Below are 26,548 nucleotides of genomic sequence, written 5' to 3' on the forward strand. Positions count from 1 at the left end.
GGGCCTTTGGCGCGACAGGGCATATCGACCCCGTTTTGATGTCGGTGTTGCTCATCGTCGCCGCCGTGACCGGCAACTCGCTGAAGGGCGCCATCGGCAAATCCGGGCTGCGCGAAAAAGACGTGGTCCTGCGCATCGCACGGCGCCTGAAGGCGCTGATCGATAGCCAGCCCTACATGCGCGCCTACCTGACGCGCGACGACGATTACTTCGTGCCCCTGCACGTGCGCGTGCAAAAGGCGCGCCGCGTGCATGCGGACCTGTTCATCTCGATCCACGCGGACGCCTGGGTCAAGCCCTCGGCCAACGGCTCGTCGGTGTTTGCGCTGTCCCAGCGCGGCGCCACCAGCGCGCAGGCCCGTTGGATGGCCGACAAGGAAAACGCGGCCGACCTGATCGGCGGCGTCAACCTGGGCAGCCACGATCGCCAGGTCGCGAAAGTGCTGCTGGACCTGTCCACCACGGCCCAGATCAATGACTCGCTCAAGGTTGGCAACGCCTTCCTGGACGAGATCAAGAAGATCAACCGCCTGCACAAGAACAGCGTCGAGCAGGCCGGCTTTGCCGTGCTGAAGGCGCCGGACATCCCGTCGGTGCTGGTCGAAACCGCCTTCATCAGCAATCCGCAAGAAGAAGCGCTGCTGCGCAGCTCCTCGCACCAGGACAAGCTGGCGCAGGCCATGATGACCGGCATCCAGCGCTACTTCACGGCCAATCCGCCGCTGGCCCGTTTGGGCGACCTGAGCTAGCCGGGATTCGGCCCCGCGCTCGGATCCATTTCAGGGTTCACGAAAAAAGGCTATGCACCTTCCGGCGCATAGCCTTTTTGTTTGCGCAGCGCGGACGCTATTGCGTGCGGCGCGCGCGCACCAGCTTGAGGACACCGGCCCCCACTACCGGCACGACCGCCGCCGCCAGGCCCACCAGCACGATGGTGTTCAGATGATCGCGGATGATCGGGATGTTGCCAAAGAAGTAACCCGCCGCCACCAGGCTGATCACCCACAACAGCGCGCCCATGATGTTGAACAGCTGGAAGCGCGCCATCGACATCTCGGCCACGCCCGCCACGAAGGGCGCAAACGTGCGCACCACCGGAATGAAGCGCGACATCACGATCGTCTTGCCGCCGTGCTTTTCGTAGAACGCGTGCGTGCGCATCAGCGCACCGCGGTCCAGAAAGCGCAGGTTCATCGAGAACACCCGCGGCCCGATGTAACGGCCGATGGCGTAGTTCAGCGAGTTGCCGGTCACGGCGGCGACGATGAGCAACACCGACATCAAAACGGGGTCGATATGCCCTGTCGCGCCAAAGGCCCCGGCGATGAACAGCAGCGAGTCGCCCGGCAGGAAGGGCAGCACGACCAGCCCCGTCTCCGCAAAGACGATGAGAAACAGCACCAGGTACACCCACACGCCGTACTGCTCGACCCAAAGGCCAAGCGTCTGGTCGATGTGAAGCACCATATTGAAAAACTCAAGCATTGAAGCGGCCCTGATATCCGAGTGGAATTTGTCAGCGACTATAGCCGACCGGGGCATGACGCTAAAATCGTCCGCACTGCTACATAAGATCTGGGCCTCATGACCGAACGTCGTTCCATCCTTGCGCTTCCCGACCTGCTGATCAGCCAGATCGCCGCTGGCGAGGTCATCGAGCGCCCCGCGTCCGTGCTCAAGGAAATCCTTGAAAACGCCATCGACGCGGGCGGGCGCGCCATCGAGGTCCGCCTCGAAGGCGGCGGCATCCGGCGTATCGCCGTCACGGACGATGGCGGCGGCATTCCGCCCGAGGAACTGCCCCTGGCGCTGGCCCGCCACGCCACCAGCAAGATCCGCTCGCTGAACGAGCTGGAATCCGTGGCCTCGATGGGGTTCCGCGGCGAAGCGCTGGCGTCCATTGCGTCGGTCGCCCAGGTGTCCATCATCTCCCGCACCCGCGACGGCGATCACGCCTGGCAGATCGACGCGGGCAGCATGCAGGTCGGCCCCGCGTCCGGCCCGCCCGGCACCACGGTCGACGTGCGCCAGCTGTTCGACGCCGTGCCGGCCCGCCGCAAGTTCCTGCGCTCCGAAGCTACCGAATTCGGCCATTGCGTCGACGCCATGGAGCGCATCGCGCTGGCGCATCCGCAGATCGCCTTCCGCCTGTTCCACCACGACCGCGCGCAGCGCCAGTGGCTGCCGGCTGATCCGCCGCAGCGCATCCGCGACGTGCTGGGCGCCGAATTCGCCGAGCACGGCCTGCTGCTGTCGCATTCGGTCGGCACGGTCAGCCTGGCCGGCATGATTACCCGGCCGACCGCCGCCCGCGCCCGCGCCGACCGCCAATACCTCTACGTGAACGGCCGCTACGTGCGGGACCGCACCGTCAGCCACGCGCTGCGCTCGGCCTATGCCGACGTGCTGCACGGCGACCGTCAGCCCGCGTACGTGCTGTTCCTGGACATCGACCCCGCCGCCGTGGACGTGAACGTCCACCCGGCCAAGCACGAGGTCCGTTTCCGCGACAGCGGCGCCGTGCACCGCTTTGTCTCGCACGCGGTCAGCCAGACGCTGGCCCAGATGGGCGGCTCGTCGGCCGTTGCGCCTGCGGGGCACGCTGAAGACGCCGAATTTGAAACCGTAGCGCGCCCGGCGGGCGACGCGGCCTCGACCGACTCCGCCGCACCGGCTTACCGGCCGGCCTCGCCGTCCACAACGGAATCTCCGCGCCCGGGCTACGGCGGCGTGAATGGAGGCTACGGCAGCACGAATGGCGGCAATGGCGGCAATGGCGGCTTGAACGGCGCCGCGGCTGGCGGCTCGAATGCCGGCGCTTACCCTGGCGCAAGCGGCGGCCCGGGCAACGGCGCCGCCTACGGCCTGCGCCCCTCTCCCGCCCCCCAGCGCCCGCACACCCAGGTCCCCTTCCGCCTGCACGCCGAACCGGCCGGGATCCCCGCCGCCGACTGGCAATCGCTTTATCGCCCGCTGACCGACGACACGGCGGCCCGCGCCGCGCCCCTGCGCGAACCGTCGCCGGCACCCGCCGCGCTGCCCGCCGACGAAGAACACCCGCTGGGCATGGCGGTGGCGCAACTGCACGGCGTCTACATCCTGGCGCAGAACCGCCGCGGCATGGTGCTGGTGGACATGCACGCCGCGCACGAGCGCGTGGTCTATGAACAGCTCAAGCAGGCCCTGGACGCGCGCAGCCTGCCGCGCCAGGATCTGCTGGTGCCCGTGGTGTTTCACGCGCAGGAAAAGGACGTGGCGCTGGTCGAGGAGTTCGAAGAACAGTTGAACGATCTGGGTTTCGAGATGCGCCCGTCGGGCCCCACGTCCATCGCCGTGCGGTCGGTGCCGGCCATCCTGGCGCGCGGCGACATCGAAACCCTGGCCCGCGCCGTGCTGCGCGACCTGGGCGCCGTCGGCGTGTCGCGACTGCTCACCGAACAGCGCAACGAACTGCTCTCGACCATGGCCTGCCACGGGTCCGTGCGCGCCAACCGCAAGCTCACGCTTGAAGAGATGAACGGATTGCTGCGCCAGATGGAAACCACGGAACGGGCCGACCAGTGCAATCACGGGCGGCCCACCTGGGTGCAGTGGTCCATGTCGGACCTGGACAAGCTCTTTCTGCGCGGACAATAGCTTGTCGTCTTCCCAATCTCCCGCATCGCTCCCGGTCATCTGCCTTGCCGGCCCCACCGCGGCCGGCAAGAGCGCGTCCACGCTGGCGCTCGCCGAACGCTGGCCGCTCGAAATCGTCAACGTGGATTCGGCCACGATCTACCGCGGCATGGACATCGGCACCGCCAAGCCGTCGGCAGAAGAGCAGGCCCGCGTGCCGCAGCATCTGCTGGACATCCTGGATCCTGCCCAGTCGTATTCGGCCGCGGAATTCCGCGCCGACGCGCTGCGCCTGATCGGGGAGATTCGCGCGCGCGGCCGCATTCCGCTATTGGCGGGCGGCACGATGATGTACTACAAGGCGCTGCGCGACGGCCTGGACGATCTGCCGCAGGCCGATCCTGCCCTGCGCGCCGAACTGGAAGCGCGCGCCGCCCGCCTGGGTTGGCCCGCCCTGCATGCCGAGCTGGCGGTGCTGGACCCCATCACCGCCGCGCGCCTCGCGCCCAACGACAGCCAGCGCATCCAGCGCGCCCTGGAAATCTGCCAGCTGTCCGGCCAGCCGATGTCGGCGCTGCTGCAGCGGGCCGAGCGCAAGCCGGACGATGACGCCAACCGGTATCTGACCATCAGCCTGGAACCTTCGGACCGCGCCGCGCTGCACGCGCGCATCGAACAGCGCTTTGACGCCATGCTGCGGCAAGGCCTCCTTGACGAGGTGCGCGGCCTGCACGCCCGCGCCGACCTGCATCCCGGCCTGCCGTCCGTGCGGTGCGTGGGCTACCGGCAGATGTGGGCGCACCTGGACGGCGAGATCGACCTGGATACCGCCCGCGAACAGGGCATCGCGGCGACCCGGCAACTGGCCAAGCGCCAGATCACCTGGCTGCGCGCGCAGCCCGAGCGTGTGATCGTGGACTGCCTGGCCGCCGACGCCGTCGCGCAGACGATCGACGCCGTGGCAGTGGCGCTGGCGGACTGACGGGCGGCAACACTTCCTGATTCGAGAGCGTGGCGCCCAGGCGACCGCTCGCGCCACAAAAAAAATGACCGCCATCACGGCGGTCATTTCATTTCAGCGCTATCGCCGCGGCATCACACCACGAAGGTCTGCGCCATGCCGGCTTCCTGGGGAACGATCTCGCCCAGCTTGCTGACCGTCTCGCCCTGCTCGCGCAGCGTGGCGGCGATGGCGTCGGCCTGGGCCGGGTCCACCACCAGCACCATGCCGATGCCGCAGTTGAAAACGCGGTACATCTCGGTGTCTTCGACGCCGCCCTGCTCCTGCAGCCACTGGAACAACTTGGGCATTTCCCAGGCGTCGCGGTGCAGCTTGGCGGCCAGACCGTCCTGCAGGATGCGCGGCACGTTGTCCAGCAGGCCGCCGCCCGTGATGTGGGCCAGGCCCTTGATGTCGGTGCCGTGCTTGGCCAGCGCAGCCAGCACCTGCTTCACGTAGATGCGGGTCGGGGCCATGACCACGTCCACCATCTTCTGGCCGTGGAAATCGTCGTCCGGCTTGGCGCCGGCGCGTTCCAGGATCTTGCGCAGCAGCGAGTAGCCGTTGGAGTGCGCGCCGCTGGACGCCAGGCCCAGGACCACGTCACCCGCCTTGATGGACTTGCCGTCGATGATCTTGGACTTTTCCACCGCGCCCACCGCGAAGCCGGCCAGATCGTATTCGCCGTCCGGGTACATGCCCGGCATTTCGGCGGTTTCGCCGCCGATCAGGGCGCAGCCCGACAGTTCGCAGCCCTTGGCGATGCCGCCCACCACCGCCGCCGCCGTGTCCACCGACAGCTTGCCGCAGCCGAAGTAGTCCAGGAAGAACAGCGGCTCGGCGCCCTGCACCAGGATGTCGTTGACGCTCATGGCGACCAGGTCGATGCCGACCGTGTCGTGGCGGTTCCAGTCGAACGCGAGGCGCAGCTTGGTGCCCACGCCGTCGGTGCCGGAAACCAGCACCGGCTCCTTGTAGGTCTTGGGCACTTCGAACAGGCCGCCAAAGCCGCCGATACCGGCCAGCACCCCGGGACGCATGGTGCGCGCGGCAAGGGGTTTGATTCGGTCGACCAGGGCGTCGCCTGCGTCGATGTCGACACCGGCGTCGCGGTAGGTCAGGGGGGCTTTAGGTTGGTTCGTCATGAGAAATGCCGTGGGGTATGTAACAATTGCTGGGATTTTGGTGGAACGCCCTGCATTTTACGATGACGCGGGCACGGACAGGCGCGTAAGGCGCAAACCCACGCCAGGCCGTGCGTTCCGACGCGACATCAGCGCCCCAGGTGGTTTAAAGTGTAGGGTTGGCCGGTATTGATTTTGCCAGTTTCTACATGGCCCTTGCATCACCGATTTTTCTTGGCTTTTTTTCCTGGCTTTTTGTGGCGCCCCGAATTGGCTATTCCGGCGCCTTTGAAAATGGCTCTTCCGGCGCCCCTGAACATGGCTATTCCAGCGCCCCTGAAAAGCCCGATTGCTAACTCTCATGAACCGCCAGCTGCTGCTTGACGTTCTCCCCGCGCCAGCGCCATCGCTGAACAACTACATCGCCGGCCCCAACGGAGAAGCGGTGGCGGCCGTGCGTGCGCTCAAGCCCGGACGGGCCCTGTACATCTGGGGCGCCGCCGGCTGCGGCCGCACCCACCTCTTGCGCGCGCTGACCGCCCGGCCCGATGCCGTCTACGTCGACCCGGCCAACGGCGAAAACATGCTGCGCCGCCTGGCCGAGGCCGATTCCAAATCGCCCATGCCCAAGTTCGTGGCGGTCGACGACGTGCACCGCATGGACGACAGCCGCCAGGCTGCCCTGTTTGCGCTGTACAACCGGTGGCGCGAATCCGCCGCCACGCAGCGCGCCTTTGCGCTGGCGCTGGCCGGCGACCGCGCGCCGCTGTCGATGCCGCTGCGCGAAGACCTGCGCACGCGACTGGGCTGGGATCTGGTGTTCCGCCTGGATCCGCTGTCCGACGCCGACAAGCTGGCCGCGCTGTCCGCGCAGGCCGCCGAACGCGGGCTGCATCTGGCGCCCGAAATCATCAACTGGATGCTCACGCACCACGAACGCGACATCCGCAAGCTTGCCGCGTTGCTCGACGCGCTGGACCGTTATTCATTGGCCACCGGCCGCCCCATCACCCTCCCCCTGCTGCGCGCCATGCTCGCAGATCCTGATTCACAACGCACATGACCACCCGACGTCTCGCCCTGTTCGACCTGGATCACACCTTGCTGCCGCTCGACAGCGACTACCAATGGGCCGACTATCTGGCGCGCACAGGCCGCGCGGGCGATCCCGTCGAAGCCCGCCGCCTGAATGACGATCTGATGGACCGCTACAACCGCGGCGAACTCACGGCCGAACAGGCCGCCGAATTCATGCTGGGCCTGCTGGCTGCGCATTCGCCGTACGACCTGGCCGCCTGGCACGAAACCTTCATGGGCGAAGTCATCCGCCCGTCCATCACACCGGCTGCCCGCGACCTCGTCGACAGCCACCTCGAAGCCGGCGACCTCTGCGCCATCGTCACGGCCACCAACAGCTTCGTCACCGCCCCGATCGCCCGCGCCTTCGGCGTGCCCCACCTGGTCGCGACCGACGCCGAGTACCTGCGCGGCCGCTACACCGGCCGCATCCTGGGCACGCCCAGCTTCAAGGAAGGCAAGGTCGTGCGCGTCAACGACTGGCTCGCCGGCATGGGCCTGGGGGTTGCGGATTTCTCCGAATCGTTTTTCTATAGCGATTCGGTCAATGATGTGCCGCTGCTCGAAAAAGTGACCCGTCCAATTGCCGCCAACCCCAGCCCCACCCTGCGCGCCATCGCACAGGAACGCGGCTGGCAAGTGATCGACCTGTTCGACCACATGGAAGATTCGAAGTCCTAAATGATCACTGAAACCATAAGAAAATTCGTCGGCCGGCTCTTCGCGCCGACACCCAAGGGGCCGTTGCGCATCGCGCGCGACAAGCACGGCATCGATCGCCGCAACGTGTCGCGCCACGCCATCAAGGTGTGCGAGGTGCTGCGCCAGCATGGCTACGAAGCCTATATCGTGGGCGGCGCGGTGCGCGACCTGATCGTCGGACTGGAGCCCAAGGACTTCGACGTAGCCACCAACGCCACGCCCGAACAGATCCGCCCGCTGTTCCGCCGCGCGCGCATCATCGGCCGCCGCTTCCAGCTGGTGCACGTCGTGTTCGGCCAGGAAATCATCGAGACCTCCACCTTCCGCGCGCCCGCCTCGGAAGACCAGGAGACCGACGAGCACGGCCGCATCCTGCGCGACAACGTCTTCGGTTCGCAGGAAGAAGACGCCAAGCGCCGCGACTTCACCATGAACGCGCTGTACTACGACCCGCACAACGAGGAAGTCATCGACTACCACGACGGCGTGGCCGACCTGAAGAAGCGCCAGATCCGCATCATCGGCGACCCCGTCAAGCGCTACCGCGAAGACCCGGTCCGCATGCTGCGCGCGGTGCGCTTTGCCGCCAAGCTGAACGGCACGATCGACCCGGCCACGCGCCAGCCCATCAGCACGATGGCCGACCTCATCGAAAACGTGCCGGCCTCGCGCCTGTTCGACGAGATGCTCAAGCTGCTGACCTGCGGCCATGCCATGGACTGCCTGCGCCAGTTGCGCGCCGACGGCCTGCACAACGGCCTCTTGCCGCTGCTGGACGTCGTGCTTGAGCAACCCGGCGGCGAACACTTCGTGGAACTGGCGCTGGAACGCACCGATGCGCGCGTGCGCGCTGGCAAGACCATCAGCCCCAGCTTCCTCTTTGCCGCGCTGTTGTGGCAGCAGGTGGACGTGCGCTGGAAGCAGCTGCGCGCCCAGGGCGAGCACACCATCCCCGCGCTGTCGACGGCGGCGGACTCGGTGCTGGACGAACAGACCGAGAAGCTCGCCATCCAGCGCCGCTTCTCGTCCGACATGCGCGAAATCTGGTTCATGCAGCCGCGTTTCGAGCGCCGCATGGGCAAGACCATCTACCGCATGATCGAGCAGCCGCGCTTCCGCGCCGCCTGCGACTTCCTGCAGCTGCGCGCCGCCGCCGGCGAGTTCGACAGCGTGCTGGCGCAGTGGTGGATGGATCTGGCCAACGCCGACGACGACACCCGCGCCGAGATGATCGAGGAAATCTCGCGCCAGCCGCGCGAAGCCTCCGATGCGGCCACGGGCACGGCCTCTCCCGCGCGCCGGCGCCGCCGTCCGCGCCGCAGCGGACCGCGCAGCGCGCCCGCCGGCGAGTAACCCCATGCCGCAGCCGTCCGTGCGCGCCTACGTCGGCCTGGGCGCCAACCTGGGCGACAGCGCGGCCACCCTGCGCCAGGTCCTGGCGCAGTTGCAGGCCACCCCGGGCATCACCGGGGTAGCGGCCTCGCCGTTCTACCGCAGCGCGCCGGTGGAGGCCACCGGCCCCGACTTCATCAACGCCGTGGCGGCTGTGGACACCGTCCTCGCGCCGCTGGCGCTGCTGGACGTCCTGCAGGCGCTTGAGAACGAACACGGCCGCCTGCGCCCCTACCGCAATGCCCCCCGCACCCTCGATCTGGATCTGCTGCTGCACGGCGATACGCGGCTGGATGACGCGCGGCTGATCCTGCCGCATCCCCGCCTGCATCTGCGCGCCTTCGTGCTGCTGCCGCTGCGCGATCTTGCGCCCGGCCTGTCCGTGCAAGGACAGCCGCTTGACGCGTGGATCGACGCGATCCACGATCAGCCGATCGAACGAATCGCGCCCTGAGCGCAGGATCAGCAGCGCGGCGCAATGCGCGCCCGCGCAATCGCGCGGCACATTGCGCAGAGCATTACGCAGCACGTGACACGACACATAGCGCGAAACATAGCGCGACACATGGCGCGCCGCGTGCCAGCCCTCACGCCTTCGGCGTAAACGCCATCATCGCCCGCTCGACGTCTTCCACGCCCGGCAGCCCCGCCTCGTTTCCCAGATGCTGGATCTTGTGCGCGGAGGCCGCCCGTGCAAACGTGAAATGCTCAATCCACGGTTGTTCCGGCCGTGTCAGGTAAGACCACACATACGCGCCGTGAAACACGTCGCCCGCGCCCGACGTGTCGATGATGCGCGCAGCCGGCACGTCAAGCGACGGCAGCGTGTCGACGCGCCCCGTCTCGTCGTACCACAGCATGCCGCGCTCGCCGAGCGTCACCGCGCCGATGCGGCAGCCGCGCGCCTTCAGCAGATCCAGCAGCCCCTCGGGCGGCAGACCTAGCTGCTCGCACATGCGCTCGGCGCACACGGCCACGTCGATATGGCGCAGCAGTTCGTCGGTGTTCTCGCGCATGCCGCCCCCGTCCAGCGAAGTCAGCACGCCGGCCTGGCGGCAGGCGCGCGCGTAATGCAGCGCGGCGTCGGGCTGATGGCCGTCCAGATGCAGGGCGCGATAGCCGCTAATGTCCAACCGGGGGAAGTCGTTCAGGTAGCCCGCGTCGCGCGCGCGGACGATGGCGCGCTTGCCGTGGTTGGGCATGATGAACGACAGCGAGGAGCGCCGCACCTGGCGCGCGTGCAGCGTGACGCCATGCGCGGCCGCCATATCCGAGTACATGTGGCCCAGCCAGTCGGGCGCCAGCGAGCAGATCAGATCGGGCGGCAACCCCAGCCGCGCGCAGGCAAACGCCGCCGTCACCGCATTGCCGCCGAACGAGACCGCGTAGTCGCGCGCCACGCTTTTCTGGTCGCCCGTGGGCCATTCGTCGGCCAGCACGGTGACGTCGATGTAGGTATGTCCGATGAAAAGCGCCTCGCCCATGGGCTCGCCTTGTCAGGTTGTATGCGCGGGGCGCCTCGGCGCAGGGTCTGGACGAGGCGCCGGCGCGGGATTCAGCCGCGCGCGGATTCGCCCGCCTGCGCCAGCACCAGCCGCGCCCGTGCGATGACGGGCGCGTCGACCATCTTGCCATCCAGCATGAACGTGCCAGCGGCCGTGTCGCGGTGCGCGGCGATGACGCGCCGCGCCCAGTCGAGTTCCTGCTGAGCCGGCACGAAGGCGGCGTGGATGACGGGGACTTGCGTGGGATGGATGCACAGCATGCCGCCAAAGCCCATCTGCTGCGCACGGCCAGCTGCCGCGGCCAGCCCGGCCTGATCCTGCACACCGGGAAAGACGCCGTCCAACGCAGGCGCCAGGCCCGCGGCACGGGTATGCAGCAGCACCTGCACCCGGGCGTGGTCCAGCACGGTTTCGGCGCCCGGCGTGTCGGGCGTCAGGCCCAGGTCCAGGCCGTAATCCAGACTGCCGAACGCCAGCCGCGCGACACCAGGGGTGGCGGCGATCTCGCCGGCATTGAGAATGCCCTGCGCGGTTTCAAGAATGGGAATCACGGGACAGCCGGTCTGGGCTGCGTGCCGCACCTGCATCATGCTTTCGGCCTTGGGCAGCAGGATGCCCGCCACGCCGGCCCTGCCGCGGCAGGCCTTCAGATCGTCGTCGTGCCAGGACGTGGAGGCGTCGTTGATGCGCACCCAGAGCCGGGCCTCGCGATTCAAGCCCAGGAAATCGCACAGGGCTTCGCGGGCCGACGCCTTGGCCAGGTGCTCCACGGCGTCTTCCAGGTCCACGATGACGGCGTCCGCGCCCGCAGCCAGCGCTTTGGGGATGCGTTCGGGCCGCGAGGCCGGCACAAACAGGGCGCTACGAACGACGGGATGCGTCACACAACCTCCGAGGCATGGAACTGCGCCACCTGATCCGGCGCGTATCCCAGAGATGCTAGCACCGCATCGGTGTTTTGGCCCACCGCGGGCACAGGCCCCATGTGCGCCGTGAACGCGTTGCTGGTGGCGGGCGGCAGCAGTGCCGGCAGCATGCCGGCGGGGCTATCGACCTCGCTCCAGCGCTGGCGCGCCTGCAATTGCGGATGCGCCCACACGCCGGCCATGTCGTTGACGCGCGCATTGGCGATCTGGGCGTCTTCCAGGCGTTGCGTCACCTGCTCGATGGACAGGTCAGCGAAGGCGGCAACGATCAGCGCGCGCAGCGCGTCGCGGTTGGCGGTGCGCAGCGAATTGGAGATGAAGCGCGGGTCCTCGGCCAGCTCGGCCTGGCGCAGCACCTGGGCGCAGAAGACGCGCCATTCGCGTTCGTTCTGCAGACCCAGCATGATGGTGGATCCGCCGCCCACCGGGAACGGCCCGTACGGATAGATGGAGGCATGCGCCGCGCCCGCGCGCACGGGCGGCGCCGCGCCGTCAAAGGCATAGTACATGGGGAAACCCATCCACTCGACCATGCTTTCCAGCATGGAGACGTCCAGGCGGCTGCCCTGGCCCGTGCGCTGGCGCAGCAGCAGCGCGTTCAGGATGGCCGAGTAGGCGTACATGCCCGCGGCGATGTCCGCGATGGAACACCCCGCCTTGACCGGATCGTCCTTCGTGCCGGTGACCGACAGGAAGCCGCTTTCGCTCTGGATGAGGAGGTCGTAGGCCTTCTTGTCCTGATAGGGACCGCCCTCGCCGTAGCCCGAGATGTCGCAGACGATGAGGCGCGGGTATTTCTGGTGCAGCGCCTCGAACGACAGGCCCAGGCGCGCCGCGGCGCCGGGCGCCAGGTTCTGCACCAGTACGTCGGCCGATTCCAGCAGACGGTCCATGATGCCGCCGGCTTCGTCGCGCTTGAGGTCCAGCGTCAGGCTTTCCTTGGAGCGGTTGGTCCAGACGAAGTGCGAGGACAGACCTCGCACGCGCTCGTCGTAGCCGCGGGCGAAGTCGCCGGTCCCGGGGCGTTCGATCTTGATGACGCGCGCGCCCATGTCCGCCAGTTGGCGGGTGCAGAAAGGCGCGGCGATGGCGTGTTCCAGGCTGACGACGGTGATGCCGTCCAGCGGGCGGGAGGCCTGCATGTTCATTCGGTGAACCTCAATTCGGCTTGATGGGCCAGCGTGCCGTCCTGCTCGGCCCAGAGCTGGGCGACGCCCGGCTCGGACAGGCGGCCGGCGACCTGGAAAGGCGCGGGGGAAATCAGCGGACGCAGGCCGCGGTAGGCGAGATGCGTGAGGCGGGCCTTGGGATGCGCCCGCGCAAAGGCGGCAACCATCTCGGTGGCGATGAGCGGGCCGTGGACCACCAGGCCGGGATAGCCTTCGACGCCGGTGACATAGGGATGGTCGTAGTGGATGCGATGGCCGTTGAAGGTGACGGCCGAATAGCGGAACAGCAGCACCGACGTGGGATTGACCGTGTCGCGCCATTGCGCCTGCGGCGCCGGCTCGCTGCCGGTGAGCTTGGGCGGCGTGGGCTGGCGGTACACGATGTCCTGCTCTTCCAGGATGGCCACTTCGCCCGACTGCCGGTATTCATGCTGCACGGTCACGAACAGCAGGGAGCCGGTGCGGCCGGTCTTTTCCTTGACCTCGGCCACGGTGGACACGCGCTCGGCCGGCACGCCGACCTTGAGCGGCTGGCGGAATTGCACCCGGCCGCCCGCCCACATGCGGTTGCGGTCCTGCGCGGGCGGCAGGAAACCGCCGCGCGACGGGTGGCCATCCGTCCCCAACCCGTCCATGCCCACGGTGGAGATGAAGAATGCCCATTGCCACAGCGGCGGCAGGTCGTCGCCCTCGGCCGGCACCGGACCGCCCAAGGTGGCAGCGATACGCGCGGCGTGGCCGGGATCCATGGCGTCCGCCTTGCGTTCGCCGCTGCCGATCCACGCGGCCGGATCTGTAGATGTCATGCCGAGTTCCTCTGGTGGTGTTTTTACAGCCTGAAGCATGCCCGCAAGCCGACGGGCGTGTGAATTCGTTTTTCCTCAAGGCGGGGTTTGCTGCGCCTGAATCGGCCATCCGCGCCGGCGCCGGCCGCCGTAATATATGGCCCATGCACTTCGACCTTGCCGACCTCCGACTGTTCATCCACATCGCCGAATCCCCCAGCCTGACGCAGGCAGCCAAGCGGGCGCATCTGTCCCTGGCCGCGGTCAGCGTGCGAATCAAGGCGCTGGAGAATCAGCTCAATTCCCGCCTGCTCTACCGCGACAGCCGCGGCGTGGAAATCACGCCTGCCGGGCAGAAACTGCTGCAGCATGCGCGCGTCATCATGCGGCAGGTGGATCACCTGAAACACGACTTCCAGGAACAGGCCGACGGCGACGCCGGCCACATCCGCATCTTTGCCAACACCACGGCCGTCACGGAATTCATGCCGGACATCCTGGCGCAATTCCTGTCGGGCCATCCGGGCGTCACGGTCGATCTGCAGGAACGCCTGACGCGCGACATCGTGCGCGGCGTGCTGGATGGCACCACCGACCTGGGCATCGTCGCGGGACCGGTGGATGCACCCGAATTGCAGACCATTCACTTCAGCACCGACCGCCTGGTGCTGGTGGTGCCCAACGGCCATCCGTTGCAGGACCAGGACAAGGTCAAGCTGGTGGACGCCGTGCGCTATCCGTTCATCACCATGCACGAAGGCTCCACGCTGGTGGCCTTCCTGCGCGACCAGCTGGAACGCGTCGGCCAGCGCCTGCCGCAGCGCATCCAGCTCTACAGCTTCGACTCGATCTGCCGCATGGTGCAGGCGGGCGTGGGCGTCGGCGTCATTCCCGACTCGGCCGCGCGCCGCTACGGGGCAGACACCAAGCTGCAAGTTGTCGAGCTGGACGAGCCGTGGGTGGTGCGCGAGCGCAAGCTGCTGGTGCGCGACATCGACGCCCTGCCCGGCTGCGCGCGCGAACTCATCGACCAGATCCAGACGCCGCAAACGCCCTGACGTTGCGCCGCGTCATGTGCCGGTGAACGCCGGGGGCCGCTTTTCCGCGAAGGCGCGCATGCCCTCCAGGTAATCGTCGGTGTAGCCCAGCTCGCGCTGCAGGCGGCATTCCAGATCGAACTGCTGCGCCAGCGTGTTGCCGCTGGATGCCTGCAACGCCGCCTTGGTGGCGCCATAGGCGCGCGTGGGGCCGGCGGCCAGCGTGTCCGTCACCTGCTGGATCGTTTCCGCCAGCGCCGCGTCGGGCACCACCCGCCAGATCAGACCCCAGGCCTCCGCCTGCGCGGCCGACACCGATTCTCCGAACAGCGCCGCGCCCATCGCGCGCGCCGACCCGACCAGGCGCGGCAGGAACCACGTTCCGCCCGCATCGGGCAACAGGCCGATCTTGCTGAACGCCTGCACGAAGCGCGCCGACTCCACCGCAAACACCACGTCACACGCCAGCACCAGACTGGCGCCCGCGCCTGCCGCCACGCCGTTCATGATGCACACCACCGGCACCGGCAACGCGCGCAGGCGGTTGATGAGCGGGCGATAGCACTTTTCCAGCATGAGGCTCAGATCGCGGCGCGAGCCGTCTTCGGCGGGCTTGCGTTCGCCCAGGTCCTGGCCGGCGCAAAATCCGCGGCCCGCGCCAGTGATCACGAGGCCGCGCAGGTTTTCATGCCCTTCCAGCAGGTCCAGCGCGCGAGAAAGCTCGCCATGCATGACCTCGGTGAAGCTGTTCATGCGCTCGGGACGGTTCAGCGTAATGACGCCCACACCGCGGTCCAGCGTGAACTGGATCTGAGTAAAAGCCGGTACGTGCGCGCTCATGCCAACTCCTCCAGCACGGCCAGCTGCTCGGCCGTATCGCCCATCAATTGATCCACGACGGTCAGGCGCTTGAAATAATCGCCGACCTCCAGTTCGTCCGTCATGCCCATGCCGCCGTGCAACTGCACGGCCAGCTGCGCGACCAGACGGCCGGCGCGCGCGGCTTCCAGCTTGGCCGACGCGATCATGCGGCGCCGCTGCGCCGCGTCGGATTCGGTCAACGCCGCCACCGCCACATAGGCCATGGACAGCGCGAGTTCCTTGGCCACCAGCATCTCGGCCATCCGGTGCTGCAGCGCCTGAAACGACGCCAACGGCTGACCGAACTGCTTGCGGGTCTTCAGGTATTCCACCGTGATTTGCAGCAGCCGCTCCATGGCGCCGGCCGCGTGCGCGCACAGCGCGGCCGTGCCCCATTGCAACGCCTGCGCCAGCGCATCGTCGGCCGCAGCGCCTTCTGCGAGCAGCGCCCCCGCGGGCAGCGTCACCGCATCGAAGTCCAGCCGCGCGCAGCGCGCGCCATCCAGCGTGGGCGTGTCCGTCACGCGCACGCCGGCCGCATCGGCCGGCACCGCCAACAGGACGGTCTGACCGTCACCACCGCGCGCGCTGACGAACCACGCATCGGCGGCCGCGCCGTGCCAGACCAGGTGTTTGGCGCCGTCCAGCCGCCAGCCTTCGGCGGTCTGCGCAGCACGGCAGTCCTGCGGATCAGCCGCATATCGCCGGCCGGGCTCCTGCCACGCCACGCTGGCGATGGCCTCGCCCGAGGCAATGGCCGGCAGCCAGCGGCCGCGTGCCGCCTCGCCGCAGCCGTCCGCCAACGCCGCGCCCATCACCGCGCTCGGGATGACCGGCTCGGACACCAGCCCGCGCCCCAGCTCGACATGCACCGGCAGCAGGCTGGCCGGCACCTCGCCAAAGCCGCCGTGGTCCTGCGAAATGGTCAGGCCCAGCACGCCCAGTTCTGCCAGCGCATTCCAGGCCTGCCGGTCCAGCGTGCCCGCGGCCTGGCGGGCGCGCCGCTGGGGAAAGGTCCATGCCTGGTCCACCAGGCGGCGCAGGCTGTCGGCCAGCATGCGCTGTTCTTCCGTGTAGATGAAATCCATGCGTCGTGTTCCTGTCGGGGTTGCGCGGCGGGCCTACACGCCCAGCACGAGGCGGGCGATGATGCCCTTCTGCACTTCGGTCGTGCCGCCATAGATCGAGGTCTTGCGCATATCGGCATAGCCGGCGCCGGCGGCGGCAGCCATCTCGGGGCCGGGGCCGTGAAAATCGTTGCCGGCCACCAGCCAGTCGGGGTCATAAGGCCAAGCGTCCGGGCCCGCGACTTCCATCTGCAGCATGGCCAGATCCTGCTGGATCTCGGACCCGCGGATCTTCAGCACCGAGGCCTCCGGCCCGGGCGTGCCATCGTTGCTGGCGGCCACGCGCAGCAGCAGCATTTCCAGCGCCATGATGTCGACCTCGATACGCGAGATGCGGTCGCGCATCCGGCTGTCCTGCAGCAGCGGCCTGCCGCGCGACTGCGCACGCGCCGCCATGTCTTTCAGGATGCCCAGCTCGCGGTGGCAATGGCCCAGGCCCGCAATGCCGGTGCGCTCGTGGCCGAGCAGGTACTTGGCGTAGGTCCAGCCCTGGTTTTCCTCGCCGACAAGATTGGCGACCGGCACGCGCACGTCTTCCAGCCAGACTTCGTTGACGTCATGGCCGCCGTCCAGCGTGCGGATGGGCCGCACCGTGACGCCCGGCGAGCGCATGTCCAGCAGCAGCATCGAGATGCCGCGCTGCGCGCGCGCATCGGGATCGGTGCGCACCAGGCAGAACATCCAGTCCGCATACTGCGCCAGCGTGGTCCAGGTCTTCTGGCCGTTGACCACGTAGTCGTCGCCATCGCGCACGGCACGGGTCTTCAGCGACGCCAGGTCGGAACCGGAGCCCGGCTCGGAATACCCCTGGCACCACCAGTCCTCCACACGGATCATGCGCGGCAGCAACCGGGCCTTCTGCTCGGCGCTGCCGTATTTCATCAGCACGGGGCCGATCATGGACAGGCCGAACGGCAGCAGCCGCGGCGCGCCCGCCTTGAAGCATTCCACTTCGAAGATCAGGCGCTGCAAGGCGTTCCACCCCGTGCCGCCATGTTCGACCGGCCAGTTGGGCGCGCCCCAACCCTGGTCGGCCAGGATGTTGTGCCACCGCACGTAGTCGTCGCGTTCCAGCCGCTGGTGCCGCAGCACCTTGGCGCGTATGTCTTCCGGCAGCTTCTCGGCGGCGAAGGCGCGCACGGCTTTGCGGAATTGGCGCTCTTCTGGCGTCCAGGTCAAGTTCATGGTCCACCTCCTTTGCCCGGTATCTAGCCACGGCGCGTACGGCCGGACAATCTGCCTCTCCCGAAGACGGGCTTCGCGTTGCGTGTAGGGCGTGCGGTCCACTACGGATTGGCAAAAGTCCTGCTTCAGCAATGAAGAATGGCCGAAGCCGTTGGCAGTGCGGACACTAGGCGCTGTTCAGCTTCACGCTTCAATCACTGGAATCCCATCGCACCATGACTGCTCCCGATCAGACGGATGGCGTCTCGCAAGGCGTCGAGGCGCAATACCGCCAGGCGCTCGACGACGGCCGCTTCCTCATCCAGCGCTGCGGCGGCTGCGACCGCGCCGTGTTCTATCCCCGCATGATCTGCCCGCACTGCGGCGCGGACAAGCTTTCCTTCACGGCGCCCGACGGCCGCGGCACCGTGTATTCCACGACTGTCGTGCGGCGCAAGCCCGAGGCGGGTGGCGACTACAACGTCGCGCTGATCGACCTGCAGGAAGGCGTGCGGCTGATGAGCCGCGTCGACGGTGTGGCGCCGGACGCCGTGCGTATCGGCATGAGCGTGCGCGCGCAGGTGATCCAGCAGGACGGCCGCGGGCTGGTCGTCTTTGTTCCCAACAAGGAGGCGGCATGACGCTGAACGAATTGCGCGGCGCTGTGGCGGTGGCCGGCGTGGGCCACGCGGGTCTCGGACAGGCCACGGGCTTTACCGAAATGGAAATCCTGGTGCAGGCGGCGCAGCGCGCCGTGGCGGACGCGGGCCTGACGATGCGCGACATCGACGGCATCTGCACGGCCAGCGTGGCCGCGCCGATGTGGGCCATGCCGGTGATCGAACACCTGGGCATCCGCCCGACGTTCATCGACAGCACCATGCTGGGCGGCTCGAGCTTCGTGGCGCATCTGATGCCGGCGCTGCACGCGCTGGCCTCCGGCCAGTGCAATGCCGTGCTGGTCTGCTACGGCAGCACGCAGCGCACGTCCACGCTCAGCCGCGCCGAGGTCGGACGCGTGCGCAAGCAGTTTGATCCGCAACCCTACGAGTCCCCCTACGATCCGCTCAACCCGCTGTCCTCGTACGCGCTGGCAGCCGCCCGGCACATGCATCAGTACGGCACCCGCCGCGAAGATCTGGCGCGGGTGGCGCTGGCGGCCAACCAGTGGGCGCAGCTCAATCCGGAAGCGCAATTGCGCGAGCCGGCCACGCTGGATCAGATTCTGTCGGCACGCATGGTGTCCGACCCCTTGAGCGTGCGCGATTGCTGCCTGGTCACCGACGGCGCGGGCGCCTACGTGCTGGTGCGCGCCGACCGCGCGCGCGATCTGCCGCGTCCGCCCGTCTATGTGCTGGGCAATGCGACGGCGGTGTGGAACCGGCAGATCTCTTCGATGGAAGACCTGACGGTCACCGCCGCGTCCGAGTCCGGCCGCCGGGCTTTCGCGATGGCGGGCCTTGCCCCCAAGGACATCGACGTCGTCGAGCTCTACGACGCGTTCACCATCAACACGTTGCTGTTCCTGGAAGACCTGGGCTTCTGCGCCAAGGGCGAAAGCAAGGAGTTCATCGCGGACGGCGCCATTGCGCCCGGGGGCCGGCTGCCGGTCAACACCAACGGCGGCGGGCTGTGCTGCGTGCATCCCGGCATGTATGGTGTCTTCATCATGATCGAGGCGGTGCGCCAGCTTCGCGGCGAATGCGGCGAACGGCAGGTTTCGGACGCACAGCTTGCGCTGGTGCATGGCAATGGCGGTACCCTGTCCAGCCAATCGACCGCCATCCTGGGCACCCAGGCAACTCTTTGATCCTGACGTATCAACCCATGTCTCACGCAGAACCCATCCCCCGCATCCACGACATCCTGGCGCTGCAGGCGCGCCGGCAGCCCGACGCCATCTGCCTGTACGAGGAAGGCGGCGGCACGGTGACCTACGCCCAGTTGTGGCAGCGGGTGCAGGACACGGCGCAATGGCTGCGCGGCCAGGGCGTGCAGCCCGGCCATCGCGTGATGATGGTGGGCGAGAACTGCACGGCGATGCTGGCGGCGCTGTTCGGGTGCGGCGTGGCAGGCGCTTGGCCCGTGGGCGTGAACGCGCGCCTGTCCGGCCGCGAGATCGACAACATCCGCCAGCACGCGCAGCCCGAGCTGGTGCTGTTCACGAGCGGCGTGTCGGCGGCGGCTGCCGCGCATGCCGCCGCGGCGGGCGCGGTCGACGCGGACGCGGCCGTCTGGGGACCGGGCGTCGCTGCCGCGCGCGCGGCCGAGCCGACGCACGCTGAAACCGGCGAGCTGGCCGGCGAGGTCGCCACGGTGATCTACACGTCAGGCACCACTGGCGCGCCCAAGGGCGTGATGGTGCCGCATCGCGGGCTGATCCACTTTGCGCGGGTGTCGGCGGCGTCACGCCGGCTGACGCCGCACGATATCGGTTACGCGGCGCTGCCGATGTCGCACATCTTCGGCATCGCGACCGTGTTGATGGCCACGCTGCACGCGGGGGCCAGCCTGGTGTTGCGCAGCCGCTTCGATCCGGAAGACGTGTTCAAGGCGCTGGCGCATCCCGGCGTCAGCATCCTGCAGGGCGTGCCGACGATGTTCAGCCGCCTGATGGCGGTGGCGCCGCCCCGCGCGGAACTGCGCGCGCCGGCCTTGCGCTACCTGTACACGGGCGGCGCGGCGCTGGATCCGACGCAGAAGCGCGACGCTGAACGCTACTTCGGCGTGCCGATGCACCACGGCTACGGCATCACGGAGTACGCGGGCTCCATGTTCATAACGGACATCGATTCGCCGCGGGACGATTGCTCGGCGGGGCATGCGGTGGACGGCGTGGAACTGCGTATCGGCAGCCCGGACGCGGCGACTGCGCCGGGCACGCGCGGCGATCTGCTGATCCGCGGTCCGGGCGTGATGCTGGGCTATTACCGCAATCCGGAACAGACAGCGCAGGCGCTGCTGCCGGGCGGCTGGCTCAACACGGGCGACATCGGCTTTGTCGACGCCAGCGGCGCGCTGTTCATCTCGGGGCGGTCGAAGGACCTGATCATCCGGTCGGGCTTCAACGTTTACCCGATCGAGGTCGAGTCGGTCATCAACGCGTTTCCCGGCGTGCGGCTGTCGGCCGTGGTGGGACGCGGCACCGAAGATCACAACGAAGAGGTCATCGCTTTCGTCGAGCCGCTGCCGGGCGCGACGATCGACACGAATCTGCTGATGCTGCACCTGCGCGCCCAGCTCGCGCCGTACAAGCGGCCGGCGCGGATCATTCCCATCGAGACGATTCCCACCACCGTCAGCGGCAAGATCCTGAAGCAGCCGCTGAAAGAAAGGCTGGCGTAGGCGCGGACAGCTGTTCCGCTCTGACGACCGGCCACCTATGCACAAGGAGACAAGAGCGTGAACATCAAGACCCTGATCGCCGCGGCCTCGGCCGTGGCCGCGCTGGCTGGCGCGCAAACCGCGGCCGCGCAGACGTATCCCGACCGTCCCATCCGCCTGCTGGTGGGCTACGCGCCGGGCGGCCCGGTGGACACGACGGCGCGTGTCTTTGCGAAGTATCTCGGCGACAAGCTGGGACAGACCGTGGTGGTGGAGAACCGGGCGGGCGCGAGCGGCATGATCGCGTCGGACGCGACCGCCAAGGCGACGCCGGACGGCTACATGCTGGGCTTTGCCGCCAGCCCGACGCTGACGATGTCGCCGCTGGTCCAGCGCAGCACGCTATTTGACCCCCGCAAGGACTTTTCGCTGATCGGCCTGGTGGTGGATTACGCGAACGTGCTGCTGATCGGGCCGCAGATTCCGGCGGCGAATGTGGGCGAACTCGTCACCTATGCGCGGGAGCATCCGGAGGCGGTGTCGTTCGGGTCAGCGGGGATCGGGGCGTCGAATCATCTTTCGGCTGAATTGTTGAAGAAGCAGAGCCAGGCGTCGATGCTGCACGTACCGTATCGGGGGAATTCACCGGCGATGATGGACGTGGTGAGCGGGAAGGTGACGTTCATGTTCGACATCACGAGCACGGCGATTCCATTCGTGAAAAGCGGCAAGGCGCGGGCGCTGGCGGTGACGTCGAAGACGCGCAATCCGGAGCTGCCGGACGTGCCGACGATGATGGAGGCCGGGATGAAGGATTACGAGGTGGTGGGCTGGTATGCGCTGGTGGGGCCGAAGAAGCTGCCTGATGCGGTGACGGCGCGGCTGACACAGGCGCTGTCGGAGGTGTCGAAGGATCCGGCTTTCCGCCAGGCGATGACGGAAGGCGGGTACACGATCAACGCGGGCGATTCGAAGGCGCTGCAGGCGCGGATCGACCGCGAGTACGCGTTGTGGTCGGACGTGATCCAGACCGCGAACATTCAGGCCAACTGATTTTCCCCGGAGCATCACGATGAATTCCCCGTCCGCTTTGCGAGACCAGATCCGCCTGCCTGTGATCGGCGCCCCGATGTTTCTGGTGTCGGGGCCCCAACTGGTGGTCGCGCAGTGCGCGGCGGGGATCATCGGGACGTTTCCGTCGTTGAACGCGCGGCCACAGGAGCAGTTGCACGAGTGGATTACGCGGATCGAAGATGGACTGGCGGCGCGGCGTCTTGCGGCGCCGGGGGAGAAGGTGGCGCCTTATGGGGTGAACCTGATCGTGCATCCGAGCAATCCGCGCTGGCAAGGCGACTTGGCGATCTGCGCGGAACGGCGGGTGCCGTTGCTGATCACTTCTCTGCATGCGCCGGAGGCGGTGGTGAAGGCGGCGCATGCCTATGGGGGGGTGGTCTATCACGATGTGACGAACGTGCGGCATGCGAAGCGGGCGCTGGATGCGGGGGTTGACGGGTTGATCCTGGTTGCCGCAGGGGCCGGCGGACATGCGGGGCAGATGAATCCCATTGCGCTGGTGAATGAGATACGGGCCTTTTATGACGGGCCGTTGGCGTTGTCGGGGTGCATCAGCCATGGGAAGGATATTTTGGCTGCGCAGGTGCTTGGGTGCGATTTTGCTTATATGGGGACTCGGTTTATTGCTACTCGGGAGTCGTTGGCGGGGGATGCTTATCGGGAGATGGTGCTGGCGGCGCAGGCGGGGGATGTGACTTATACGGCTTACTTTTCGGGGGTGCCGGCCAATTATTTGTCGGCCAGTATTTTGGCGGCGGGGTTGGATCCTGTTGTGTTGGGCAGCAATGGGGTGACGCCGCCTCCGAATATGGATAAGAGTTCTCGGCCTAAGGCTTGGAAGGATGTTTGGAGTGCTGGGCAGGGGGTGGGGGCTGTGCAGGAGGTGTTGGGGGTTGCGGAACTGGTGGCGCAGTTGGAGGGGGAGTATTGGGATGCTTTTAAGGGGGTTTCCCGACGCTCGGCTTAGCCGCTAGCGGGGATGGTTCTTTTGGCGCACGGCACGGCGTCGGCCTGGGGCGCGCGGGGCTACGATTGCGGTCCGGAGCCTTCGCTCCGGACTGCCCCGTCGTCATCGTCGTTGTCGCCTTCGGCGACTGCCTTCCGATTCCCTCGGGCGCATCTACACGCCCCGCGCGCCCCAGGCCGACGCCACACCGGGCTCGGGTGGCTTCAGCTTGGCGGGCGCTTTGGCGGGTTGAGTTCTTGAGGTTCTTGGCTGCGCTTGCGCGGGTTTTGAGCGTCTTGCGGGGCCCGCGGCCGGTTGGCCGCGCGGGCGGCCTCCGGGCGCTTACGCGGTGTCTTGCGTTCGGGGATGGCGCTTCGCGCTTGCGGTGGCGGGTTCGTACTCTGGGTGTGTTTTTGCTCGCGATGTGCGCTGGTGTAGCAGATGTCTGACACCCTTGAGGCACACCCCCGGCATCACGATAGTCCTCGCAGGGTGTCAGACACCCTCTCCGAGATGACGGCAACACCGGTAAACTGCGCGGTCATGCGGCGCCGGTTGGCGGCCGGACTTGTACATCCTCTGGAGAGCTTCACACCATGATTCGATATCTGGTCCTTTCGGCTTCGCTGGCGATGGCTGGCAGTGTTGTGGCCGCGCCCTCGTTCAATTGCGCCAAGGCTTCCACGCCGGTTGAGAAGTCTCTTTGCGGCAATTCGCGGTTGGGGGATCAGGATGCTGCCATTGCGCAGCAATACAAAGCCGTGCGCGATCAACTGGATGCCGAGGCGGCCAAGGCGTTGGTTGCCGATCAGAAGTACTTTCTGGGCGTGCGCGACAGAGCGTATGCAGAGCCCTACGTGCAGAGCACGCCTTTCCAGGCGCTTACCGACACCATGCGATATCGCTTGGAGTTTCTGAAAGCGATCAATCCCAAGCCGGCCGACGGATTTGTTGGCAAGTGGAGGAACATCGAGGGCGAGATCGAGGTTACGCAGAATTCGCGTGGCGAGTTTCTGGTGGCGGCGAATTCGGCGCGGCCGTATAGCGGGAACTGGGTTTGCGATTTGAGCGGCCGGGGCATTGTGTCGGGCGACACGCTGACGGTGATCTATCAGGATGGACCGCCGTGGTCGCTGACGCTCAAGCGCCGCGGTGCGGTGCTGGTGACGGTTGAGACGCCGCCTGCCGGTGTGAAGAATGAGGGCTTTGGGCCGCCGTTTTGCGGCATGAACGGCAGTTTGTCTGGCAACTGGTTCGCAGTGCGCTGATCACCACCGCGGTTGCGCGAGTGACCTGATGCGCAATCGCGCGCTGCGTCAGGTCACTCCTCGGTTGATGTCGGCAGTGCCGACCAGCCCGGTTCACGCTGATCTTCACGATTCCGACCGGATCACTCCAGCTTGATGTTCGCGGTCTTGATCAGGTCGCGCCACTTTGCGATTTCGTCGCGCACGAATTTTCCGAATTCCTCGGGTGAACCCGGCTTGGGTTCCGCGCCGGCGGCGATCATTGCCTTTGCGGTGCTGTCGTTCGACAGGACCTTCACCATGTCCGCGTTGATGCGCTTGACGATGTCGGGCGGGGTGCCTTTGGGCGCCATGACGCCGCTCCACGAGTAGGCTTCGTAGCCGGGCAGGCCGGATTCGGCGATGGTGGGGATGTCGGGCACCATGCTGGATCGTGTGGGGTTGCCGACGCCCAGGGCGCGGATCTTGCCGCCTTTGAGGTGGGGGACGGCGGAGGGGCCGTCGGCGAACATGACTTGCACCTGGCCGCCGAGCAGGTCTTGCATGGCGGGTGCGCTGCCGCGGTATGGGACGTGCTGGATGCGCACGCCGGCCATGGCGTTGAAGAGTTCGCCGGCCAGGTGCGTGCCGCCGCCGGTGCCGGAGGAACTGAAGGACAGTTTGCCGGGGTTCTGTTTGGCGTAGGCGATGAGTTCGCTGACGGTGTTGACGGGCAGCGATGCGTTGACGACGAGGACGATGGGGAATACCGCGGCCATGCCTACTGGCACGAAGTCGGTGGTGATGTCGTAGCTGAGGTTGTTGCGCAGGCTGGGCAGAACGGCGTGGTGGATGGAGGCGAAGAAGAAGTTGTAGCCGTCGGGCTCTGCTTTCGCGGCGAACTGGGCGCCGACGATGCCGCCGGCGCCTGACTTGTTGTCGACGACGGTGGGCACGGACCAGAGTTGGCCAAGGGGCTGCGTGGTGAAGCGTGCGGTGGTGTCGACGGGGCCGCCGGCGGGAAAGGGAACGATGAAGGTGACGGCGTGGCCCGGCCAGATGGCGGCGCGGGCCCAGGATGGAAGCATGGCGGCGGCGCAGGCTGCGCCCAGCCCCGCGAGGACGCGGCGGCGGTCTTGATGAATCACGGCAGTCTCCTGAGTTTTGTTCTGGTCACGGCTGGACATCGCGTGCTGCCGCCCGCCGCTGTTTTTTATTATTTGCCGAATGCGGATCGACGCCGCTACGTATTTGCAAAAGCCCCTCTTTCGCGCTGCCGGAAGGACGGACTGCACGCCCGGTGATCTCGCGGTGCGGCCGGGCTACGGCACACGGGCTAGGACATTCTGATCAGGGCAAACCCCGACCGGTGCATTCAGGTGAGCGACCGCGGGCGTTTCAGCGTCGCAAGCGCACGACGACGACGCGGGCTGCCATGGGTGGCGGACGCCTTATCTGTTGCAGGCGCGATTGGCTGCAGGCGTCCTGTCTGTCGCAGCCCCCCTACTGCCCGCGTGCGGCGCGTTGCACGTGGCCGATGAAGCACTCGGCAAAACTGGGCAGGTCGCGGCCGCGCTGGCGGCACAGCAGGCGATCTCGCAGCGCCCAGGGGTCATCCAGTTTCAACACGTGCAGGAAATCAGGGCGGCTGTAGCGCGCCGCGCACGCGCGCGGCACGACGGCGATGCCTGCGCCGGCCTCGACCATGCGGCACACGGCTTCAAAGCTGCCTACGTGGACGCGTTGGCAGATGCGCTTGCCCAGGCCGCTGGCGATGTCTTCGAGGAAGGTCTGGATCGCGCTGTCCGGGTGGATGCCGACGAACTGGTAGGCGTCTACAAGATCGGCAAAATGCGCGGACTTCTGCGCGGCCAGCGGATGGTCCAGCGATGTGACGACGGTGAGTTCGTCGCGGAACAGCGGCGTGACGTCCAGGCCTTCGACGTCGATGTTGCCGGCGACAAGGCCCAGGTCGCCGGCGCCCGCGCGGATCGCGATGACGATGTCGCCGGAGATTTTTTCCTCAAGCTCGACGTCGACGTCGGGGTTCTCCGCAAGGAACGTGGACAGCGCGTCGGCCAGGAAGGAGTTGGTGGCGGTGGTGTTGGCCAGCAGGCGCAGGCGGCCTTTCAGGCCGCTGGCGTAGGGCTGCAGATCGGCATTCAGGCATTCGAGCTGGCGGAAGACGGCATTGGCGTGCTTGAGCAGCACTTCGCCGGCGGGCGTGAGCGCGACGCCGGTGGCCATGCGCACCAGCAGACGGGCCTTGAATGCCTCTTCCATGTGCTTGACCCGCGCGCTTGCCGCAGGCAAGGACAGGAAAGTGCGTTCCGCAGCACGGGTCAGATTGAGTGTTTCGCCCACGTTCAAGAACAAACGCAGGTCCGTTAGATCATGTCTCATGTTCCACCACGCAGAAGGGGGGCATTTCTAATTTTGAATTCTTCGAATGCCGGGTCGAATCTACCATGAGGCCATGCCCATGAACCAGACG

25 protein-coding genes are annotated in these 26,548 nt (G+C 67.3%); 14 read left to right on the plus strand and 11 right to left on the minus strand.

Annotation, left to right across the window (positions count from 1 at the left end):
- On the plus strand, positions 1-749 hold a 749-nt coding region (locus tag MHZ91_RS21555; protein ID WP_239215640.1), incomplete at its 5' end, for an N-acetylmuramoyl-L-alanine amidase.
- A gap of 97 nt (positions 750-846) precedes the next feature.
- Here the strand turns inward: MHZ91_RS21555 and MHZ91_RS21560 are convergent.
- Positions 847-1,485, minus strand: coding sequence for a VTT domain-containing protein (locus MHZ91_RS21560; RefSeq protein ID WP_175123266.1), 639 nt, complete (start codon positions 1,483-1,485; stop codon positions 847-849).
- Positions 1,486-1,584: 99 nt separating this feature from the next.
- On the opposite strand from MHZ91_RS21560, the gene mutL reads away from it, so the two are divergent.
- Both mutL and miaA read left to right on the plus strand, forming a co-directional pair.
- The gene (gene mutL / locus MHZ91_RS21565; RefSeq protein WP_239215641.1) at positions 1,585-3,636 is read left to right on the plus strand and encodes a DNA mismatch repair endonuclease MutL; all 2,052 of its coding nucleotides are present in this window, start codon (positions 1,585-1,587) and stop codon (positions 3,634-3,636) included.
- A gap of 1 nt (position 3,637) precedes the next feature.
- Entirely contained in the window at positions 3,638-4,597 is a 960-nt protein-coding gene (miaA, locus tag MHZ91_RS21570; protein ID WP_175138850.1) for a tRNA (adenosine(37)-N6)-dimethylallyltransferase MiaA, read from the plus strand.
- Positions 4,598-4,710: 113 nt separating this feature from the next.
- Here the strand turns inward: miaA and purM are convergent, their stop codons facing one another.
- Positions 4,711-5,760 carry a phosphoribosylformylglycinamidine cyclo-ligase gene (purM, locus tag MHZ91_RS21575; protein WP_056320991.1) on the minus strand — a complete coding sequence of 350 codons (1,050 nt, stop codon included), beginning with the start codon at positions 5,758-5,760 and terminating at the stop codon, positions 4,711-4,713.
- A 340-nt stretch (positions 5,761-6,100) separates the two neighbouring features.
- Here purM and hda point away from each other — a divergent pair, with 340 nt between their 5' ends.
- From hda to MHZ91_RS21595, 4 genes are read left to right on the plus strand one after another with little or no spacing between them, the layout of a single operon-like run.
- Positions 6,101-6,802 (plus strand): DnaA regulatory inactivator Hda, encoded by a 702-nt coding sequence (gene hda / locus MHZ91_RS21580; protein ID WP_105237474.1) that lies wholly within the window; start codon positions 6,101-6,103, stop codon positions 6,800-6,802.
- Complete coding sequence (locus MHZ91_RS21585; protein ID WP_175123270.1) at positions 6,799-7,497, plus strand: HAD family phosphatase; 699 nt, start codon at positions 6,799-6,801, stop codon at positions 7,495-7,497. Before hda ends, MHZ91_RS21585 begins: the two co-directional genes overlap by 4 nt.
- Complete coding sequence (gene pcnB, locus MHZ91_RS21590) at positions 7,498-8,871, plus strand: polynucleotide adenylyltransferase PcnB (RefSeq protein WP_175138851.1); 1,374 nt, start codon at positions 7,498-7,500, stop codon at positions 8,869-8,871.
- A 4-nt stretch (positions 8,872-8,875) separates the two neighbouring features.
- Positions 8,876-9,364 (plus strand): 2-amino-4-hydroxy-6-hydroxymethyldihydropteridine diphosphokinase, encoded by a 489-nt coding sequence (locus MHZ91_RS21595; protein WP_239215642.1) that lies wholly within the window; start codon positions 8,876-8,878, stop codon positions 9,362-9,364.
- A 133-nt stretch (positions 9,365-9,497) separates the two neighbouring features.
- On the opposite strand, the gene MHZ91_RS21600 is transcribed toward MHZ91_RS21595, so the two are convergent.
- From MHZ91_RS21600 to MHZ91_RS21615, 4 genes are all read right to left on the minus strand, one after another.
- Positions 9,498-10,394: a sugar kinase gene (locus MHZ91_RS21600; RefSeq protein ID WP_239215643.1), complete on the minus strand. Its 897-nt coding sequence runs from the start codon at positions 10,392-10,394 to the stop codon at positions 9,498-9,500.
- 71 nt (positions 10,395-10,465) lie between these two features.
- A complete protein-coding gene (locus tag MHZ91_RS21605) occupies positions 10,466-11,299 on the minus strand; it encodes a CoA ester lyase (RefSeq protein WP_175123274.1) in 834 nt (277 codons plus the stop codon).
- On the minus strand, positions 11,296-12,489 hold the full coding sequence (locus MHZ91_RS21610) for a CaiB/BaiF CoA-transferase family protein (RefSeq protein ID WP_175185927.1): 1,194 nt from the start codon (positions 12,487-12,489) through the stop codon (positions 11,296-11,298). The genes MHZ91_RS21605 and MHZ91_RS21610 overlap by 4 nt, the downstream gene beginning before the upstream one ends.
- Positions 12,486-13,316 (minus strand): MaoC family dehydratase N-terminal domain-containing protein, encoded by an 831-nt coding sequence (locus MHZ91_RS21615; RefSeq protein WP_239215644.1) that lies wholly within the window; start codon positions 13,314-13,316, stop codon positions 12,486-12,488. The genes MHZ91_RS21610 and MHZ91_RS21615 overlap by 4 nt, the downstream gene beginning before the upstream one ends.
- 143 nt (positions 13,317-13,459) lie before the next feature.
- On the opposite strand from MHZ91_RS21615, the gene MHZ91_RS21620 reads away from it, so the two are divergent.
- On the plus strand, positions 13,460-14,353 hold the full coding sequence (locus tag MHZ91_RS21620; RefSeq protein ID WP_175123277.1) for a LysR substrate-binding domain-containing protein: 894 nt from the start codon (positions 13,460-13,462) through the stop codon (positions 14,351-14,353).
- A 12-nt stretch (positions 14,354-14,365) separates the two neighbouring features.
- Here MHZ91_RS21620 and paaG read toward each other — a convergent pair whose 3' ends face one another.
- From paaG to MHZ91_RS21635, 3 genes are read right to left on the minus strand one after another with little or no spacing between them, the layout of a single operon-like run.
- Complete coding sequence (gene paaG / locus MHZ91_RS21625; protein ID WP_239215645.1) at positions 14,366-15,172, minus strand: 2-(1,2-epoxy-1,2-dihydrophenyl)acetyl-CoA isomerase PaaG; 807 nt, start codon at positions 15,170-15,172, stop codon at positions 14,366-14,368.
- Positions 15,169-16,281, minus strand: coding sequence for an acyl-CoA dehydrogenase family protein (locus tag MHZ91_RS21630; RefSeq protein WP_239215646.1), 1,113 nt, complete (start codon positions 16,279-16,281; stop codon positions 15,169-15,171). Before MHZ91_RS21630 ends, paaG begins: the two co-directional genes overlap by 4 nt.
- 33 nt (positions 16,282-16,314) lie before the next feature.
- On the minus strand, positions 16,315-17,505 hold the full coding sequence (locus MHZ91_RS21635) for an acyl-CoA dehydrogenase family protein (protein ID WP_239215647.1): 1,191 nt from the start codon (positions 17,503-17,505) through the stop codon (positions 16,315-16,317).
- 215 nt (positions 17,506-17,720) lie between these two features.
- On the opposite strand from MHZ91_RS21635, the gene MHZ91_RS21640 reads away from it, so the two are divergent.
- The 6 genes from MHZ91_RS21640 to MHZ91_RS21665 all read left to right on the plus strand — a co-directional run bounded on the left by MHZ91_RS21640 (position 17,721) and on the right by MHZ91_RS21665 (position 24,096).
- Positions 17,721-18,125 (plus strand): Zn-ribbon domain-containing OB-fold protein, encoded by a 405-nt coding sequence (locus MHZ91_RS21640; RefSeq protein WP_239215648.1) that lies wholly within the window; start codon positions 17,721-17,723, stop codon positions 18,123-18,125.
- Positions 18,122-19,294 carry a thiolase gene (locus tag MHZ91_RS21645; RefSeq protein WP_175123282.1) on the plus strand — a complete coding sequence of 391 codons (1,173 nt, stop codon included), beginning with the start codon at positions 18,122-18,124 and terminating at the stop codon, positions 19,292-19,294. The genes MHZ91_RS21640 and MHZ91_RS21645 overlap by 4 nt, the downstream gene beginning before the upstream one ends.
- A 17-nt stretch (positions 19,295-19,311) precedes the next feature.
- Positions 19,312-20,829 (plus strand): class I adenylate-forming enzyme family protein, encoded by a 1,518-nt coding sequence (locus MHZ91_RS21650; RefSeq protein WP_239215650.1) that lies wholly within the window; start codon positions 19,312-19,314, stop codon positions 20,827-20,829.
- A 57-nt stretch (positions 20,830-20,886) separates the two neighbouring features.
- Positions 20,887-21,861: a tripartite tricarboxylate transporter substrate binding protein gene (locus tag MHZ91_RS21655; protein ID WP_239215652.1), complete on the plus strand. Its 975-nt coding sequence runs from the start codon at positions 20,887-20,889 to the stop codon at positions 21,859-21,861.
- A 19-nt stretch (positions 21,862-21,880) separates the two neighbouring features.
- Positions 21,881-22,849, plus strand: coding sequence for a nitronate monooxygenase family protein (locus tag MHZ91_RS21660; RefSeq protein ID WP_239215654.1), 969 nt, complete (start codon positions 21,881-21,883; stop codon positions 22,847-22,849).
- 575 nt (positions 22,850-23,424) lie between these two features.
- Entirely contained in the window at positions 23,425-24,096 is a 672-nt protein-coding gene (locus MHZ91_RS21665; protein ID WP_175138865.1) for a lysozyme inhibitor LprI family protein, read from the plus strand.
- A gap of 122 nt (positions 24,097-24,218) precedes the next feature.
- On the opposite strand, the gene MHZ91_RS21670 is transcribed toward MHZ91_RS21665, so the two are convergent.
- Complete coding sequence (locus MHZ91_RS21670; RefSeq protein WP_255810197.1) at positions 24,219-25,241, minus strand: tripartite tricarboxylate transporter substrate binding protein; 1,023 nt, start codon at positions 25,239-25,241, stop codon at positions 24,219-24,221.
- Between the two features lie 316 nt (positions 25,242-25,557).
- Positions 25,558-26,457 (minus strand): LysR family transcriptional regulator, encoded by a 900-nt coding sequence (locus MHZ91_RS21675; protein WP_218344974.1) that lies wholly within the window; start codon positions 26,455-26,457, stop codon positions 25,558-25,560.
- Positions 26,458-26,548 lie beyond the last annotated feature (91 nt).

The sequence above is a fragment of the Achromobacter sp. ACRQX genome, assembly GCF_022346505.1.
Classification (GTDB): Bacteria; Pseudomonadota; Gammaproteobacteria; order Burkholderiales; family Burkholderiaceae_B; genus Achromobacter; species Achromobacter animicus.

Excerpts from the sequence above, each read along its gene's own strand:
- MHZ91_RS21560 (WP_175123266.1), bottom strand. The coding sequence starts at position 1,485 with ATGCTTGAGTTTTTCAATATGGTGCTTCACATCGACCAGACGCTTGGC.
- mutL (WP_239215641.1), top strand. The coding sequence starts at position 1,585 with ATGACCGAACGTCGTTCCATCCTTGCGCTTCCCGACCTGCTGATCAGC.
- purM (WP_056320991.1), bottom strand. The coding sequence starts at position 5,760 with ATGACGAACCAACCTAAAGCCCCCCTGACCTACCGCGACGCCGGTGTC.
- hda (WP_105237474.1), top strand. The coding sequence starts at position 6,101 with ATGAACCGCCAGCTGCTGCTTGACGTTCTCCCCGCGCCAGCGCCATCG.
- MHZ91_RS21585 (WP_175123270.1), top strand. The coding sequence starts at position 6,799 with ATGACCACCCGACGTCTCGCCCTGTTCGACCTGGATCACACCTTGCTG.
- pcnB (WP_175138851.1), top strand. The coding sequence starts at position 7,498 with ATGATCACTGAAACCATAAGAAAATTCGTCGGCCGGCTCTTCGCGCCG.
- MHZ91_RS21595 (WP_239215642.1), top strand. The coding sequence starts at position 8,876 with ATGCCGCAGCCGTCCGTGCGCGCCTACGTCGGCCTGGGCGCCAACCTG.
- MHZ91_RS21600 (WP_239215643.1), bottom strand. The coding sequence starts at position 10,394 with ATGGGCGAGGCGCTTTTCATCGGACATACCTACATCGACGTCACCGTG.
- MHZ91_RS21610 (WP_175185927.1), bottom strand. The coding sequence starts at position 12,489 with ATGAACATGCAGGCCTCCCGCCCGCTGGACGGCATCACCGTCGTCAGC.
- MHZ91_RS21615 (WP_239215644.1), bottom strand. The coding sequence starts at position 13,316 with ATGACATCTACAGATCCGGCCGCGTGGATCGGCAGCGGCGAACGCAAG.
- MHZ91_RS21620 (WP_175123277.1), top strand. The coding sequence starts at position 13,460 with ATGCACTTCGACCTTGCCGACCTCCGACTGTTCATCCACATCGCCGAA.
- paaG (WP_239215645.1), bottom strand. The coding sequence starts at position 15,172 with ATGAGCGCGCACGTACCGGCTTTTACTCAGATCCAGTTCACGCTGGAC.
- MHZ91_RS21630 (WP_239215646.1), bottom strand. The coding sequence starts at position 16,281 with ATGGATTTCATCTACACGGAAGAACAGCGCATGCTGGCCGACAGCCTG.
- MHZ91_RS21635 (WP_239215647.1), bottom strand. The coding sequence starts at position 17,505 with ATGAACTTGACCTGGACGCCAGAAGAGCGCCAATTCCGCAAAGCCGTG.
- MHZ91_RS21640 (WP_239215648.1), top strand. The coding sequence starts at position 17,721 with ATGACTGCTCCCGATCAGACGGATGGCGTCTCGCAAGGCGTCGAGGCG.
- MHZ91_RS21645 (WP_175123282.1), top strand. The coding sequence starts at position 18,122 with ATGACGCTGAACGAATTGCGCGGCGCTGTGGCGGTGGCCGGCGTGGGC.
- MHZ91_RS21650 (WP_239215650.1), top strand. The coding sequence starts at position 19,312 with ATGTCTCACGCAGAACCCATCCCCCGCATCCACGACATCCTGGCGCTG.
- MHZ91_RS21660 (WP_239215654.1), top strand. The coding sequence starts at position 21,881 with ATGAATTCCCCGTCCGCTTTGCGAGACCAGATCCGCCTGCCTGTGATC.
- MHZ91_RS21665 (WP_175138865.1), top strand. The coding sequence starts at position 23,425 with ATGATTCGATATCTGGTCCTTTCGGCTTCGCTGGCGATGGCTGGCAGT.
- MHZ91_RS21670 (WP_255810197.1), bottom strand. The coding sequence starts at position 25,241 with ATGTCCAGCCGTGACCAGAACAAAACTCAGGAGACTGCCGTGATTCAT.
- MHZ91_RS21675 (WP_218344974.1), bottom strand. The coding sequence starts at position 26,457 with ATGAGACATGATCTAACGGACCTGCGTTTGTTCTTGAACGTGGGCGAA.